The following is a 16,034-nucleotide window of genomic DNA, read 5'->3' as shown; positions in this document are numbered from 1 at the left end:
GCGCATACCGCCAGCGGGCTCTTGAGGGGCCAACAGTCTTGACCCAGTAGGTGTACATCTCCAGCAGATCACCTTGCAGTTCATCTTCCATACCGCCCGGACTAAACCGGCTCAGTAACCACTCGGCCCAGCGGGGCGGTGTTGGATGATCCGAAACGCCCGACCGCGCTGAGTCAGGATAACGGCGAAAGTGATTGGTTAGGCGCCCCATAGCTGTACGACTTCGGTTGGAATCTGGTTCCACAATTGGCTGCGTAATTGCCGACTCTCAATCAGGGCTCGCTGACCTACCGTTGTCACGCTAAACAACCGTTTTTGACGCCCGCCCCGCTCGGCGGTGGCTCCCCCCATCTGGGAGGAAACAAAACCCTTTTCGGCTAACCGTTGTAGGGTGGTGTGGACCGTAGGAAAGCTGATGCTACGCCCCATTTGCTGATCAATGGTTTGGGTAATCAACGCACAGTAAGCCGCTTCCTGTAGGGTAGCTACCGTCAATAAAACGACTTCTTCCAACTCCCCTAAAAACACCCGTTTCATACAGCGATTGGTTCTAGTTGCCATTACTATAGGCTTTGTCGTACAAATACCCGGCCAAACTTTTTTAATGGCCTTATCTAGCTTGAATAGGCTATATTCTAATTTTGAGAGAGGCTTATTTGTCCAAAAATGGACAGGCTAACGGACAGAAACGGACAGTGTTTCAGAGTCTACTTAAACACCCATTTATTGAAGCACCACATCCGACTCTCTTCATCTCACTTAGGAGCATTTAATGAGAATAAGTGAGATGAATAAACCTATAGTGATAACATCCGAGAATGAGGTTATCACAGCTGCTGAAATTTAGCGGTGTATACGGGACAATTGTATATCCAATGTATCACGTCCCAAAACACCTTGTAATCGCATCGCATCTGTTGTACGATTACTAACAACGGCACGCAGCGTATCACGGGTATAAAAAGCTACCAGTAATCTATTTCGTGAACTATCGAATTCATAGCTACCTAATCGACCTTCCCAAGATTCAAATCGATAGGGGTTCGGGGTAAAAGCGCAACCTGTTAACCCTGCAAAATAAATTCGATTCCAAGCTTTAGAATCTGTCAGCCAAGCTGTTGATGATTGAACCTGACCATTACGAACCAGTTTCTCCACTTTCCAACTACCTCTCAATAGTTGGTCATCAGGATGCGTGTCGATTAGTATTTTCAATGAAATAAAAGCAATAGCAATCGGTAATACACGCAGGCTATGCTTTATCCAACTACGATTTGAAGTAATATCAGGAAGCTGATCAACTAAATCCAACAGGATAATTTTGAGTCTACGTCTGTTTAGAAAAAGGAAAAATACTAAGGCTAGTGAATAGACAACTGAATTGAAAAAGGCTCCTATAGCAATTTTATAGAATAAGTTAATCAGAATAATGTTAACTATGACTGGCAACAGGATCATTACGCCTAGTAAGGTTGTCCTACGGTAGAGGAGTAAAATAGATCCCCCGATTTGCAAAAGGCCAATAATGACAGCCAGTGGATACGAATAGCCATAATAGTACCAAGTTAAGCTCATGCCATCTAATGAGCTTAAGGGGGTGTCAAGAAAAAAGTCAGGCGTTTGAAACTGGGTTTTTAAAATTTTGGCAAAGCCATAGGTAGAAATTGACAAAGCCAGCCAATAGCGAATAATTCCTTGTAACCAGGCATGGTGTAAGGGACTGTTGGTGGCATTAGCTTGTTCTTGTCGATGCCATATCCAGACATAGAACAAGCTGCTAAGCGAGGCTGCTCCAACCGTCCCAATCAGTAGATGAACAAAATACTGCCCATATTTCTCCAGGAAGGAGAAAGGCAAGAACTGCAAGGGGATAAAAAGTAAATTTAGCAGAGCGGTCGTTGCTAGAACAGATTCACAAAATTTAAAGAACCAGGAGGTGCGATGATATGACATAACTTGACGGTAAACGGAGCTAGGTATCAGGGAAAAGGCGTTAAATTGACGGCCTACTCACAAGTCGTCTTGGCCCCTCTTTTTTGGCAGACCTAGAAGCGCAAAGCGTGGTTAGTTGTCCTGTACGCTACTGATTGGGGGGCAGTTAGTAGAATAACCGTTCATACGCTTGCATCTCGAATGGTGCAAGCGTATGAACGGTTATTTGTCTCAAGCGGGAGTGTTATTTGAGAATTTATAATTTTAGATATCTGAGAGGAATCTTATAATTTGACCATCTGTAAAGTGAGTTGATAACTCTATGGAAGACCCTAAGCGCATCGTTCAAGAAGGATATGATCAGTTGAGTAGTCGCTACAGGACTCATCACGAACAGTTGAGTCCAGATCGGTATAGCGATTGGTTAACGGCTCTGGCTAACCTTTTACCCCTTAAGGCCAGCATTCTCGAATTAGGCTGCGCAGATGGCATTCCAACAGCCCGTTTTCTGAGCCAGCAATTTGCTTACCTAGGCGTTGATCTTTCGCCGGTTCAGGTTCAGCAGGCTCGCATCAATGTTCCTCAAGCTCGCTTTGAGATTGCTGATATGGCCAACCTTAGCTTTCCCGGTAGCTCATTTGACGCCATCATTGCTTTATATTCACTTATACATCTTCCTGTGACTGAACAGCCTGATTTAATAAAAAACATCTACCAATGGCTTAGGCCAGGTGGCTACTTTCTATGCACAGTAGGAGCAAGCGAATGGACTGGCACTGACTCAAATTGGAATCAATCGGGGGCGAAAATGTATTGGAGTCATGCGGATAGAGCTACCTATCAATCATGGTTCACTGAAACAGGATTTACTCAGCTTGAGAGTTACTTTGTGCCGGAGGGTAATGGCGGACACACTTACTTTTTGCTGAAGAAGCATTGATATCGCTTCAAACGCCCATTTCTAGAAGCGGATACGGGAACGTTCGGTCGTCTCAGATAGGAGCGTTTTACGAAAAGACTTAACTTTTAGTGGCTTTAGAATGGTCCGTTTGTTTTTGAGAGAATAACCAGTCCAGTAAGCCCGGGGTCTTGATGACTTCCTCCCATACACTGTGAGCCAGATGGGCATATTCCGTGTAGCGGGGAGCACCGCCCGCTTGTTTGAGCGCACTAACCATCTCCCGAGAGCCGCTCACCGGTACATTCATGTCTTTGGCCCCGTGAAAAGCCCAGACCGCGATCCCAGCCATACCAGGGGCCTGGCTGGGATCGCCTTCTCCGCATACGGGTATAGCGGCTGCAAACAACTCCGGGTGGGTGCCAATCAGATGCCAGGAGCCATACCCTCCCCGCGATACGCCCGACACGTAACGCCTTTGGGTATCAATCGAAAACGCCTTATCCAGGGAAACAAGGGCCTCAATGGCTAGGGGAGCTACCGAAGGCGTATTGGCTACACCACCCCAGCCAGAATAGGGTGGACAGCGAGGCACAAACACAAAACAGGGATACTTACGCCTGTTTTCATCCGTCGCTAACCATTTGGCTATAGGGCAGGCATCGATCTGACGGATATTGTCTAAGCGGCAGGAGAAAGGTAGACCAACCACCAGTGGATATCGTTTCTTGGCATCGTAATGCAGGGGCTTTAAGAGTCGGTACAGCAACGTATCCCCTTGGCGGCTGACATAGCTTCCTTCCTCAAAAGGCTGTGCCAAGGCCGTTTCTCGGGCAGATATATGTGTATGGTTGTGATTGTCTCCAAGTAGCTGAATAGCAAGTACCGTTGTCGAGATGGCAAGAATCACAACCATTCCTTTGGCAAGTAGCAATCCGGCCGGTAGGTCAACTGGCTCCTTAACGTCAGGGGTGTTCTTTAACTCATCAACAAAATTAAACAGGAGTAGAACTGGAACGATCCGGTCAGCTAAAGACAGCCATTGCTGGATTACATCGAGCTTGGCGGTTGGGGGATAAGGGGGGATATCTATAAACCACATCAGGGCTGCCAACTGAGCTCCATAAAGTAATGCCATCCCAATACCTGCCCCCTTTAGCCAGGGTCTGCTCCCAGAGTGAGAAGCAGCCAGTATAGTGCCATAAACCAGATAGGCTAAAACGCCCAGCAATACAGCCGCTCTGTAATATTGACCCAGCAAGGGGTAGAGTGTGGCCAGGATTAGATAGAGTAGCGTTACAAATGAAATTAGGGTGGCTACCAATCCAGCCCAGAATGTCGCCCTATAGTTTTTGCGGAAATAATAGGTTACTAGCAAACTAGCTGTTATGAGAGCAATGAAGTCGAAAACTAGAAACCAACTTCGAAAGGAGGCTAGCGTGTATAGGTCAAGGCCCCTTTGAAAATGGAGCCAACTTTGAAATAAGCCAGCCGCCAAGGAAAGCCCTAAGCTGGCGCAAATTGTCTGGTGAAATTGTTTAGTCATAAAGCCAAGTGTTGAAATACAAAGGCTTTATGCTAAAAGCTTTACTAGGGATGCATCGACAATACGGCATGGCTCGGGCTGCCCTAGGGGCTTCGTCTCAGGTGGGAGCGTTTTTGTGAGACTGTTGGGCATTACCAAACAAAGAGGTGGCTCAAGAGAAGTAACTAGGTAGCCGAGTAGAAGCTAGTTCTTTAGGTTATGATACTCCTGGTCAGTCACTGGTTGTAACCAGGTCACGCGCCCTGTGGCGGTATTTGGTGTTATAGCTACCTGCATAAAGCCGACCGTTGGTGATGCGCCATGCCAATGGGGTACGTTTGGAGGACATTTCACCGCGTCGCCTTTCCTCAGGATTTGGATGGACTTTCCCCGCTCCTGATAGTAGCCAATTCCCCCCATTGCCAGCAGCACCTGTCCACCCGCATGGCTATGCCAATGGGAGCGGGCACCCGGCTCGAAGGTTACGTAGCCCACTGGAATATTCATGGCGCTGTCTGCCTCAATTAATTGTTGCACCCAGACGATTCCAGTAAAGTTACTGGTCGGAGCCCGCTGCCCTTTCGGAAAAATTGTACCCGCCTCCGTCTCAGATCTTGTTTTGGTTTGGGCACTTGTGGTAAAACCGATCAAGAGACTACCTATTAATCCAGCAAATTTCAATCTGCTTTGCCTATTTTTCATGGTAGTTACATCTATTACTTACCTTCTCAAAGTTATTAACTGCGTTAAAACCGCCCGCCCGGCCTTGGCTTCCGCTTTGCCAATGGCTGTCTCAATCAGCGACAGCGCCTGGCTCAATTGCGACTCGATCAGGCCCACATTCAGGCAAATACCCAGGTGCGATTGCAGCATATGCTCCACACCCCCAATACTGGTTAGTACCGAAATGGTCGTCAACTCCCGGTCGGCATAGCTGAGCACATCCCGCTCAAAAATATCCGAGAACAGATGCTCTTTTAGAAATACCTCAATTTCGGGACTGAAGGCCGCGTAGCCTCGTTTGGGTCCGGTTTCTGGTTGTCCGGTGAGTTGTTCAAGGACTTTTTTGCCGCGCACGTACTTGGGTTCGTGGTTATTAATCGGCGATGCTTCCCTGCCCATTTTGTCGGTAATGCCTTTTCTCTTCCGCTCGTCCAGCACTAGCATCAACGTCTGTAGCCCCCGGATACTTCTGGGAAAACCACAGTACGCATATAGATGCACCAGCACTTCCTTGATTTCGTTGACGGTCAGACCCGCACCAAGGCCCGTGTGAAGGGCCGGTTGTAGCTTTTGCAGATCTCCTTTGGCAGTGAGGGCGGATATGACAACAATGCTTTGCTGCTTAGGCGACAAATTGGTTTGCGGACGCACTAGGTCTTGTGCGTTGAGCTGGGTAAAGGAGATGAGCCAGCCGATGAGTATAGCCTTGAAAGTTATTCGCATAGATTCTCTTGAAAGCATTCGATTAATCAAGCCCGTTTTCCCTCAAAAATTTAGCCATCAAGTCGGCTATTTCGAGGTTGTTCAGATCCGAAAACGCAAAGTGTGTATTGCCTTTGATGCCTAGTTCAGGCAGGTGAACGACCTTAGCATTGCCCCCATGTTTGTTAATGGTCGCGGCCCAGAGCCTTGCCATCTCAAGCCCGGCCCGCCAATGGTCTTTGTTCCAGACAGAAGTTGGCTGATTGGCAATGTTATCGCCATAATACAGGATGATCGGGATCTTTGTGAGCTTAGTAAAATCCTCTACCGGGACCTCCACGCCCTTCAGTTCACCAAACAGACTGGTTGATTGAATGGGTTTGGGCAACTCACCCGTCGGAAATACGAAACTGCTAAAGGGTTCATAGGCGATAACGGCCTTCACGTTATCATTTTTTATCGCCGTAAACCAGCCCGCACCTCCTCCCTGCGAATGGGTGATCAGGATACCGGCTCCGATCCGATTAAATAAGCTTGAGCAGGCATTTGAGACAATGCTGACGTCAAAAGCCCCGGTGTTCGGCGTCATTTGCCTGAAAAACTGCGTCAGAGAAGCCGAGTCTCTGGGAAACTGACTACCGGCAAAGTAATCGGGATAGTTACCCAGCCTGAATTGAGTAAACCAGAACTGCTCATCGGGCGTGGGGGTGATCGTTGTCGCAACCGTGCTTTTTCCCGCTTCGCCCCGCCTGGGCTGATCCAGCAAATACACCCCATACCCACGTCGCAGGAAGATCGTTTGAAAGCCTTCCCGTCCATCGGGGGTAGACTCCCAGGTTTTCTTCGACTCGGCGGCCCCATGTAGGAATACCAATGGATAGTTACGGGCTTTGGGCGGGATCTGATAGAATACATAGGCATGATCGCCATGTAAGGTTTGTCCCTGGGGCTTCAAGGCATTCGTCAGATCAAATTTTCCCGGCTCGGAAATGGTCGTTCCACCAACCAGGAAACTACCCTGCTGTTGTATAGTCAATATGCCCGCTTTCCTATTGACGGTATTAATCGCACAAGACGATACGAACAGCGTCAGGGCGGTTAACAGCAAAACGGTAGATTTCTTTTGTTTCATGCAGTTTGGTCATTCAGCGAATTAAGCATCGAATTACTCGTGGTAATGTTTCTACGCCGTTGCCAAACTAAGCTGATTTTGCCATTAACTACCCACCCGTTTTTGCAGGTGTGCCGGATAGCGATCGCCCTGAACCGGAATCTGGGAAAAAGCCGTATCAATCTGGCTAATGTCCTCAGGATTCAAGTCAACATCGACGGCCCCTACATTTTCTTCCAGCCGGTGTAGCTTGGTCGTACCGGGAATGGGTACAATCCACGGTTTCTGGGCCAATAGCCACGCCAGGGCAATCTGAGCCGGTGTAGCGGCCTTCTGCCGGGCAATGTCGCCCAGTAAGTCCACTAGGGTCTGGTTTGCTTTCCGGTTTTCTTCCGAGAATCGGGGAACCACATTCCGAAAATCAGTCTTGTCAAACTGTGTGGTTTCGTCAATTTTCCCTGTTAGAAATCCTTTCCCCAGCGGACTGAACGGAACGAAACCGATGCCCAATTCTTCTAATGTCGGCAGTATTTCGTTTTCCGGTTCCCGCCACCACAACGAATACTCGCTTTGCAAGGCCGTTACGGGCTGCACGGCATGAGCTTTTCGAATCGATTGCACACCCGCTTCTGAAAGGCCGAAGTGCTTTACTTTGCCTTCCTGGATGAGTGCTTTGACCGTTCCGGCTACTTCTTCCATGGGCACATGGGGGTCAACGCGGTGCTGGTAAAACAAGTCGATCCGGTCGGTTCTTAATCGCTTTAGCGCTTCTTCGGCCACCTGACGGATACGTTCGGGGCGGCTGTCCAGTCCTTTGGTGGAGTCACCTTGCTGAAACCCAAATTTGGTGGCAATCACCACCTGGTCCCGGAAAGGCTGCAACGCTTTACCCAACAGTTCTTCGTTGACAAACGGGCCATAAGCTTCTGCTGTATCGAAGAAGGTAACGCCTTTGTCGAAGGCCGCATGAATTAAGTTGATGGCGACCTGCTTGCCGGTTGCCGGACCGTAGCCATAGCTTAAGCCCATGCAGCCTAAACCCAATGCGGACACCTGTAGGCCGCTGTTTCCTAGTGTTCTTGTTTCCATTGATGTAAAAAATACCGTTTGATGGCTGTACAGTCTTATTTCAGTACATTAATCTTCCGCAACCAGGTTACTATGGTCGTTTCGGCTTCTTTCGCCTTGTCTCCCTGAATGACCAGCAATTGTCCATCCCGTTCCGAGCCGCCCCGGATGGTAAAACCTTCCAGTACGTTGCTATTGGGACATAACTGCTTTACTGTATCGAACGTACTGCCAATGCCATAACCCCCATTGCTATTGAAGGGAATAATGGTTTTGCCGCTGAAATCATATTGACGCAAAAAGCTTTTCATGGGCGGGGGTAATTGCATACCCCAGGTCGGGAAGCCGACAAACACACGTTCGTACGTTTGGATGCTGTCAATTTTTGTTTTTAACGGGGGTAGGAAACCGGTCTCGTTTTCACGGGCTACTTGTTGAACTGTTGCCTGATAGTTGGCCGGATAGGGGGTTGACAAGTCAAGGGCTACCAATGTCCCACCGACATGCTTGTGAATGATTTCCGCCAAGGCTTTAGTGTTGTTGGTTCGGGACAGATACACAATCAATACCTTGCCCGGCAACGCGTTGCCGGGTTTTGCCGTGGGCTCATCGGTAACCTGAACGCTTTCAGTTTGGGAAGAAGAACAAGCCCCGACTAGTAGAACTAATGTTAACAGGGCGTGCATCATAAAGGCAGTTACTCTCATTTCAATGGGATGTTATAAAGCGACTGTAGTCAGCACGTCATTCGGCGAAAGGCTTTTCATGCCTGGATGAGCGCTAGCTAATGGGTAACACAACGCACCCCGATGGAAGAAGTCGTATTCGTTCACTTTTTCAGGGGTGCTTCCACATTGGAAAATGCAAGCACCATCTGCGGCAGACGCTCTCCCTTGACCTCAATCCTGGCTAATTCAGTACCGAATTGTGTTAATTCATCCGCTGTAAACCGGACATCGGCTGCGCCAATGTTCTCCAGCATATGTTCCATTTGGGTTGTGCCCGGGATCGGCACGATCCACGGTTTCTGGGCCAGTAGCCAGGCCAAGGCTACCTGAGCGGGTGTCGCTTTTTTGCGGGTAGCCCAGCTTTTTACCAACTCCACGATCGTCAGGTTGTTGGGAAGATTATCGGAAGAAAACCGGGATTCTGCTCCTCGGATGTCGCCAGGAGCGAACCGGGTATTGGCATCAATAGCGCCGGTCAGAAATCCTACCCCAAGCGGGCTCCAGGGCACGAAGCCAATGCCGAGTTCCTCACAAAGCGGAAGGATGACGGTCTCCGGTCCACGCCAGATAAGCGAATATTCGTTCTGAATGGCGGTTACCGGATGAACCGCATGAGCTCGCCGTACGGTTTGTGGTCCAGGTTCTGACAAGCCGTAATGCAATACCTTACCTTCTTTGATAAGATCTTTAATGGCTCCAGCAACGTCTTCAATCGGTACAGAAGGATCGACCCGATGCTGATACAGTAAATCAATACGGTCGGTGCGAAGGCGTTTTAACATGCCCTCCACAACCTCCTTGATGTGTTCGGGACGGCTGTTCAACCCGGGTAGACGCTGACCCGTCTTTTGGTCGATGTTCCAGCCGAACTTGGTTTCAATAACCACTTTGTTGCGAATCCCTACCAGCGCTTCCCCTAGAATGCGTTCCACCTCAAAAGGACCGTAGGCTTCGGCGGCATCGAATAAGGTAACACCCCGGTCGAAAGCCGTTCGGATGATCTTATGCATTTCAGGCCGGGAGGGAATTGTCGTTTGGTAAGTACGACTCATATTCTGCACACCCAGGCCAATGCTGGAAACTTCCAGCTTACCAAGCTTACGACGCCCCGGAGACGCGTTTGCTGACGTATTTTCTTTTGACGTTTCTGAAATCTGTTTCTGGGCACTGACCTGTGAGGCCAGCAAAGAGCTTCCAGCCAAGGTTAGGCTAGTTTTTAATAGGTTACGTCGATTCATAGTAAGTGAGCGTAGCGTATGAGATGACTATTTAGTTGCCTTAACGGGTCTCATCAACCTGGAAAAGGTTAGGGAACCCAGCTTCCACTTCCCGTTTTGGTTGGTATATACCTCCGTCACCATAAACGGGTTAATAACCTCATTGCCACCGACAACAGCGACCAGGTCAATGTCATTCAACAGGATGGCCGTGTTGCCCACCATATTCACCGAAGCGCCATAGACTTCTGCTTTCTTGTACCAGATACCCCCGCTTTTGATCGTATTGATTTCCTGGTCTTTGCCCCAGCTTCCACCCATGTGAACAAACACTGATTTTTCATCAAATAAGGCGCTCAATGAATCTACCTTCTTGTCGGCCATCCAGCGCCACTTGTCTTTCGAGAGTTGGAGGATCTCCTGTTCTGATTTTGTTGTACTGGTTGAGGTTGAGTTCGGTAGGCTCGCCTGGGCCTGTGATAGCTGTACACTGGCCAGGCACAGGAATAACCCTAAAAGTGCTTTATTCATGGTGTTAAACGTTAGATAAGTGATTGTTTTGCATGGCTATCAACCGGTTACTTTTTCGTGCCGTATTCCTCATCGGTTACCCGTTTGAACCAGATCGTTTTTCCTTTCTGCGACGGTGAGGTGGCCAGGTACGTGACGCTACTGGTCGGGGTTGCTCCGTGCCAGTGCTCCACACCCGGCTGACATTTTACTAATTCCCCTTTATGAATGGTTTGTCGGGGCTTACCCCGCTCCTGATAGTAGCCTTCTCCGTCGGTAAACATCAGCACCTGACCGCCCGGATGAGAATGCCAGTCGAGTCGGGCACCGGGAGCAAAAACGGCCTGGGCAATGCTGAAAGCGAAGGTGCTGTCAGGTCCGCTAACCTCACGTAGCCAAACATCGCCCACGTGGGTTTTTGTAGTTGCTAATTCTCCTTTAGGAAAGATGGGCGCGCTTTGTGCCAGCGTTTTAAAGGACAGGCTGGCTACGGTGATAGCCATTAAAAGGTTTCGGATATGCATCGTATTGGTCTTTGTGTTGAATAATTAAGCAAGCTTCCGTTCGCCCAACCATTTGACCATGGCCGGATCGCGATGATCAAAGAAGACACTGGCGTTGGTATCCAGCGTTTTGATGGATTCCATATCATCGGCACTTAATGTAAAATCGAGGCTATTAAAGTTCTCTTCCATTCGTTCTTTGCGAACGGATTTAGGAATGGCTACTATTCCCCGCTGGGTCAGCCAGCGCAGCACGACCTGGGCAATGGTTTTGTTGTACTTTGCCCCAATTGATTCCAGCAGGTCATTGTGAAACAGCTCATTTTTGCCTTCCGCAAAGGGACCCCATGACTCTATTTGCACTTTATTATCAAGCAGAAACTGGTGCGCATCGATCTGCTGATGAAACGGATGGGTTTCGATCTGATTGACCGCCGGAACGATCTCGTTATGGATAATAAGGTCAATGAGCCGGTCGGGCTGGAAATTGCTGACGCCAATGGCCCGGGTTCTGCCTGCTTTATAGACTTCCTCCATGGCTCGCCACTCGCCATGTACGTCCCCAAACGGCTGGTGAATCAGGTAGAGGTCCAAGTAATCAAGCCCCAACTTTTTCAGGGAAGCGTCGAAGGCTTTCTTGGTACCCTCATAACCCTCGGACTGAATCCAGAGCTTGGTCGTAATGAACAGCTCTTCCCGGGGAACACCACATTTTTTGATTGCCTGTCCCACCGCTTCTTCGTTGCCGTAGGAAGCGGCCGTATCGATTAAGCGATAGCCGGTGGCGATGGCATCCAGCACACTACGTTCACATTCAGCCAGATCTGGCACTTGAAATACGCCAAACCCCAGGATGGGCATTTCGACTCCGTTGTTCAAGGTTACGTTTTCCATACGTTGCTTAATTTTATAGGACAAAGGTCCGAGCATTTCCTGGCCCGGATGGTATACAGATTACGGGTATTACTACCATTATCACTGATTCAGGTTTATGCAGCAGGTAGGGTGGTCGGAAAAGGGTAAATTTGATCAGTGATAAACCAACCGTGCTATGGATACCCTGCGACGATTTGAGACCATCAATGAGTACAATGTCTTTAATAACCATGAAACCCTTCACCCACTAGTGAGTGTCGTCGATCTGTCGAAAGCAGCGCCAAGGCAAGGTTCCCGCATGTATATGGGCTTCTATTGTGTATTCCTGAAAGATGTCAAATGCGGTGATTTAATATATGGTAAGCATACCTATGATTACCAGGAAGGAACCCTGGTTTTTATGGCACCGGGACAGATCGCCGATGTCAATAACAATGGAGTAACCTATCAGCCCAAAGGATACGCACTCGTCTTTCACCCTGATTTAATTCATGGTACGGCCTTGGGCAAGCATATCCAAGACTATACGTTTTTTGGGTATCAATTCTATGAAGCGCTCCATTTATCGAATCGGGAAAGACAAATTGTGCTGGATTACTTTTCCAAAATTGAGTACGAATTAGAACATGCCATCGATAAGCACAGTCGAAAGCTGATTGTGGCGACGATCGAGCTCTTCCTGGGCTATTGCACCCGGTTTTATGATCGTCAATTTATTACCCGGGAAACGGCCCACAAAGGCACCTTGGAACGGTTCGAGACGATATTGAATGACTATTTTCAGACCGATAAACCACAGACGATCGGCTTGCCAACGGTCACCTACTGTGCGGGTGAACTGAATCTGTCAGCCAATTATTTTGGGGATTTGATCAAGAAAGAAACCGGCAAAACCGCGCAGGAATACATACAGGCGAAGGTGATTGACGTGGCTAAAGAACGCATATTTGACCAAAGCAAATCCGTAAGTCAAATTGCCTATGAATTAGGCTTTAAGTACCCCCAGCATTTCATGCGGTTATTTAAACAGCGAGTTGGGCAATCGCCTAATGAGTACCGGCTGCTCCACGACAATTGACACAAATCGGTCTGGTGTAATAACTATTTCACCAGACCGATTTGTGTCAAGCTATTAGGGGTACCTGTTAGCGCTTATTGCTTATCGATTCGATACAGTCTTCCCCCGTCAGTGATAGCATATAAAGCCCCGTCCGGCCCCTGGGTTATGTCCCGAAACCGCTGGCCCTCACTGGACAATAATCGTTCTTCGCCAATCACACGGTTATTTTCGATCACCAGCCGGACAATATGCATCCCACTTAGGGCGGCAATAAACAGATTATTTTGCCACTCCGGAATTCGATTACTGCTGTAGAAGGTCATGCCACTAGGCGACACGACCGGGTCCCAGTAATAAACGGGCTGTTCCATACCGGCTCGTTGCTGAATGCCTTCCCCCAGGCGTTGGCCACTGTAGTCGATCCCATACGTGATGACGGGCCAGCCGTAATTCGCACCAGGCTGGATGCGGTTGATTTCATCTCCTCCCCGGGGCCCCAGTTCGCCTTCCCACAAATCACCCGTTACCGGATGGATGGCTAAGCCGTGCTGATTCCGGTGACCCATGGAATACAATTCGGGGCGGGCTTCCGCTTGCCCGGCGAAGGGATTACCCGGAGCGGGCTGGCCATCGGTTGTGATCCGGATTATCTTACCAATGGCGGAGCTTACCGCTTGCGCCTGAACCCGGATGCCTGGGTCAGAACGGTCGCCACTACTGACGATCAGATTCCCGGTCCGGTCAAAAATAACGCGACTACCGTATTGATTAACGCCTGAATAAGCCGGTGTAGCCCGGTAAATAACCGTTACGTTTTCAAGACTTGTTTCATTAACGGAAAGTCTGCCTTTGGCAACGGTCAGCAGATTTCCATCCGTTCGTCTTTCAGAGAAAGTCCAGTAAACCAGGCGATTAGTCGTAAACGCGGGATCGACGCACAAACCCAGCAAGCCACCCTGACCACTGCTATTGACCGCTGGAATGCCGCTTAAGGGAGCACTCACCTGCCCGGTAGCCGTTACCAGTCGCATTGTCCCTGCTTTTTCCGTAATGAGGAAGCGGCCATCCGGTAGGCTGGCAATGCCCCATGGACTCGTAAGGGCTGTCGTTAATACGTTACTTGTATAGCTGGTCGTGGTTCGGATGCCAGCTACTCGGGTTTGGCCCGTGAAGGCTGGGCTATACGTTGAATTGGGCCGGTTCGTTTCAACCGGTAATGTACTGGTTATCGTTGTTCCCGAAGTGGGGGGAGTTGTCCCGGTAGGGGGAGACACGGGGGTATCGGTTTCCTCCGATTTACAGGAAGCCAGAGCCAGTAAGCTGCTGGCGGTGAGGATTAGCAGTTGATTTTTCATAGTCCGTTGATTGGTAAAGTCTATAGGTAGAGAAAGCCGGGTTAGCTATTCCGGCTTTCTAAGGTCTGTGCCTTCCATTAATTTGACTTCGCAGGTTGAGCGGCCTTTTCCATCACGTCCAGCCTTGCTTTGCGTTGATCAGAACCCGCAGTTGCCGACCCATCGGGTCGGAACTCAAATACCTCATTCTTTTTTGGATCGTAAGCGGGCCATGTTGGCAGGCCCTTCCCGTTCGGATTTCCTGTTTTAGCGAAGTTAGCCCAATAGGTATTCATCATGGCGGCAACGGCTTTGTCTTCAGGGGCAATTGTGGCTCCGTTTCGGCTCACCAGATTGTCGAATACGTACCCAATTTCAGACGCGTGGGCTGCACCATATTTCATCCACTGTTTTGCGGAGGCAGGGACGTAGGAAAAAAGATAGAGGTAAGCCGGGGTGCCTTTGGTAACAAAAGATCTGGCTGTAAAACGGGCTGGCTCCGCCCAAACCTTATCGGTATTGACAAGGCTAAGCATTTTGGGAAATTCCGTGTTACCATCCGGATCGTATGCCTTCGTCATTTCTTCCTTAACGCTCCCAAACAAAGCCAGCAATTCTTCTTTCGATTTGGCATTAACAAAGCCCGCTGGCACTTCGGCACTGTTTGACCCAATGAGTAATGGAACCTTCGCCTGCCGTCCTCCCTTAAAGGCACTCTCGGCCGTTTCCACAACCAGCTTGCCATCGAGAATAGGCCCTGGATAGGTTGGCGGACCACCCGGGCCAGCCGTCTCCTGGCCTCCATCGACAATCTCAGCAGCGCTAAGCGCACGAAGTTTGGCGAGTGCTGCGGCATCTGTTCCCTCAATGTTATGCCGTTTGGCGAAGTTAATGCCGATGGTTTCAGCGGATATCGGATAATTCACGTCCGCATTTTCCTTGTTAATCGGTCGCCCGGTCAGCACGCCGTCACGGGCCCCGCCTGATTCACTAATTGCCTTGCTAAAAAGGCCTTTCGCCGTGGGTATGGACAGGAGTGACAGGACCGAAACGCCACCTGCTGACTCACCGAAGATGGTCACGTTCTTTGGGTCGCCACCAAATTGGGCAATGTTGGTCTGCACCCACTGGAGCGCGGCCATCTGGTCCATGTAGGCATAGTTGCCCTTAGGCTCCTGGGGATGCTCCTGGCTCAGGGCGGGGTGGGCAAAAAAGCCGAGTCGGCCTAACCGGTAGTTGAAGGTGACCAGGATAATGCCTTGCTTAGCAAACTGAGTCCCATCGTAGCCCGGTTGAGAACCGCTACCGAATACGAACGCTCCGCCGTAAATCCACACCATAACCGGAAGCTTTGCTTTCTCGGTGGCATTGGCTGGTTTCCACAAATTCAGAAATAAACAATCTTCGGATGAGGTGGGCGACATTGCAGCGGCACCTGGACCAAATGCTCGTTGCGGGGGCTCTGCCCCAAATTTACTGGCATCCCGCTCGCCAGTCCACGCCCCAACCGGTTGGGGCGGACGCCAGCGATTGGCACCCACCGGGGCAGCCGCATAGGGAATTCCTTTGAAGCTGGAGACATCCCCTTCGGTCACTCCGCGCACAACTCCTAAAGCCGTACGAACGGTAGGGGTTGTTTGCTGTGCTTGTAAAGCATGGGTAATCAGGAAGGTAAATGCCAGGATTGTTTTTTTCACCGTGTTTTGGTTTAGAAGCGTAGATTGATCCGGATAGGCCGATGCGTCGAAGCTGTACATCGTCCCATTGAACTAATTGGTTCACACCCGTCTTAGCTAAATTATTAAGCTATTTGCTGCTCAGTGAGCTATTGATTGCTGAGTGGGTTA

General features: G+C 49.6%; 17 protein-coding genes. 2 read left to right on the top strand and 15 right to left on the bottom strand.

Annotation, left to right across the window (positions count from 1 at the left end; translation table 11 throughout):
- The 3 genes from BM202_RS36740 to BM202_RS24735 all read right to left on the bottom strand — a co-directional run.
- On the bottom strand, positions 1-211 hold a 211-nt coding region (locus BM202_RS36740; RefSeq protein ID WP_218160603.1), incomplete at its 3' end, for a permease prefix domain 2-containing transporter.
- A complete protein-coding gene (locus tag BM202_RS24740) occupies positions 199-537 on the bottom strand; it encodes a PadR family transcriptional regulator (protein ID WP_093831195.1) in 339 nt (112 codons plus the stop codon). The genes BM202_RS36740 and BM202_RS24740, both read right to left, overlap by 13 nt.
- A 306-nt stretch (positions 538-843) precedes the next feature.
- Positions 844-1,953 carry a hypothetical protein gene (locus BM202_RS24735; protein ID WP_093831193.1) on the bottom strand — a complete coding sequence of 370 codons (1,110 nt, stop codon included), beginning with the start codon at positions 1,951-1,953 and terminating at the stop codon, positions 844-846.
- A 301-nt stretch (positions 1,954-2,254) separates the two neighbouring features.
- Between BM202_RS24735 and BM202_RS24730 the strand changes: the two genes are divergently transcribed.
- Positions 2,255-2,872, top strand: a complete 618-nt coding sequence (locus BM202_RS24730) for a class I SAM-dependent methyltransferase (protein WP_093831191.1) — start codon at positions 2,255-2,257, stop codon at positions 2,870-2,872.
- A gap of 79 nt (positions 2,873-2,951) precedes the next feature.
- On the opposite strand, the gene BM202_RS24725 is transcribed toward BM202_RS24730, so the two are convergent.
- From BM202_RS24725 to BM202_RS24680, 10 genes are all read right to left on the bottom strand, one after another.
- Positions 2,952-4,208: a carboxylesterase family protein gene (locus tag BM202_RS24725; protein ID WP_245776771.1), complete on the bottom strand. Its 1,257-nt coding sequence runs from the start codon at positions 4,206-4,208 to the stop codon at positions 2,952-2,954.
- Positions 4,209-4,559: 351 nt separating this feature from the next.
- Positions 4,560-4,862: a cupin domain-containing protein gene (locus BM202_RS38320; protein WP_245776770.1), complete on the bottom strand. Its 303-nt coding sequence runs from the start codon at positions 4,860-4,862 to the stop codon at positions 4,560-4,562.
- Positions 4,863-5,075: 213 nt separating this feature from the next.
- On the bottom strand, positions 5,076-5,801 hold the full coding sequence (locus BM202_RS24715) for a carboxymuconolactone decarboxylase family protein (RefSeq protein ID WP_093831185.1): 726 nt from the start codon (positions 5,799-5,801) through the stop codon (positions 5,076-5,078).
- Positions 5,802-5,823: 22 nt separating this feature from the next.
- Positions 5,824-6,912, bottom strand: a complete 1,089-nt coding sequence (locus tag BM202_RS24710) for an alpha/beta hydrolase (RefSeq protein ID WP_093831183.1) — start codon at positions 6,910-6,912, stop codon at positions 5,824-5,826.
- Positions 6,913-6,996: 84 nt separating this feature from the next.
- Complete coding sequence (locus BM202_RS24705; protein WP_093831181.1) at positions 6,997-7,980, bottom strand: aldo/keto reductase; 984 nt, start codon at positions 7,978-7,980, stop codon at positions 6,997-6,999.
- A 35-nt stretch (positions 7,981-8,015) separates the two neighbouring features.
- Positions 8,016-8,666, bottom strand: a complete 651-nt coding sequence (locus BM202_RS24700) for a flavodoxin (RefSeq protein WP_245776769.1) — start codon at positions 8,664-8,666, stop codon at positions 8,016-8,018.
- 122 nt (positions 8,667-8,788) lie between these two features.
- Positions 8,789-9,889: an aldo/keto reductase gene (locus BM202_RS24695; RefSeq protein ID WP_245776768.1), complete on the bottom strand. Its 1,101-nt coding sequence runs from the start codon at positions 9,887-9,889 to the stop codon at positions 8,789-8,791.
- Positions 9,890-9,952: 63 nt separating this feature from the next.
- A complete protein-coding gene (locus BM202_RS24690) occupies positions 9,953-10,435 on the bottom strand; it encodes a nuclear transport factor 2 family protein (RefSeq protein ID WP_093831177.1) in 483 nt (160 codons plus the stop codon).
- Positions 10,436-10,482: 47 nt separating this feature from the next.
- On the bottom strand, positions 10,483-10,938 hold the full coding sequence (locus BM202_RS24685; RefSeq protein ID WP_093831175.1) for a cupin domain-containing protein: 456 nt from the start codon (positions 10,936-10,938) through the stop codon (positions 10,483-10,485).
- Positions 10,939-10,962: 24 nt separating this feature from the next.
- Complete coding sequence (locus tag BM202_RS24680; protein ID WP_093831173.1) at positions 10,963-11,811, bottom strand: aldo/keto reductase; 849 nt, start codon at positions 11,809-11,811, stop codon at positions 10,963-10,965.
- Between the two features lie 157 nt (positions 11,812-11,968).
- Here BM202_RS24680 and BM202_RS24675 point away from each other — a divergent pair, with 157 nt between their 5' ends.
- Complete coding sequence (locus tag BM202_RS24675; protein ID WP_093831171.1) at positions 11,969-12,871, top strand: helix-turn-helix domain-containing protein; 903 nt, start codon at positions 11,969-11,971, stop codon at positions 12,869-12,871.
- 74 nt (positions 12,872-12,945) lie between these two features.
- On the opposite strand, the gene BM202_RS24670 is transcribed toward BM202_RS24675, so the two are convergent.
- Positions 12,946-14,208, bottom strand: a complete 1,263-nt coding sequence (locus BM202_RS24670; protein ID WP_093831169.1) for a PQQ-dependent sugar dehydrogenase — start codon at positions 14,206-14,208, stop codon at positions 12,946-12,948.
- A gap of 77 nt (positions 14,209-14,285) precedes the next feature.
- Positions 14,286-15,884 (bottom strand): carboxylesterase/lipase family protein, encoded by a 1,599-nt coding sequence (locus BM202_RS24665; RefSeq protein ID WP_093831252.1) that lies wholly within the window; start codon positions 15,882-15,884, stop codon positions 14,286-14,288.
- Between the last annotated feature and the right edge of the window lie 150 nt (positions 15,885-16,034).

This window comes from Spirosoma endophyticum (genome assembly GCF_900112365.1).
Lineage (GTDB): Bacteria > Bacteroidota > Bacteroidia > Cytophagales > Spirosomataceae > Spirosoma > Spirosoma endophyticum.
Note: the sequence above shows the minus strand (reverse complement) of the source record. Positions and strands in the feature narration are given on the sequence as shown.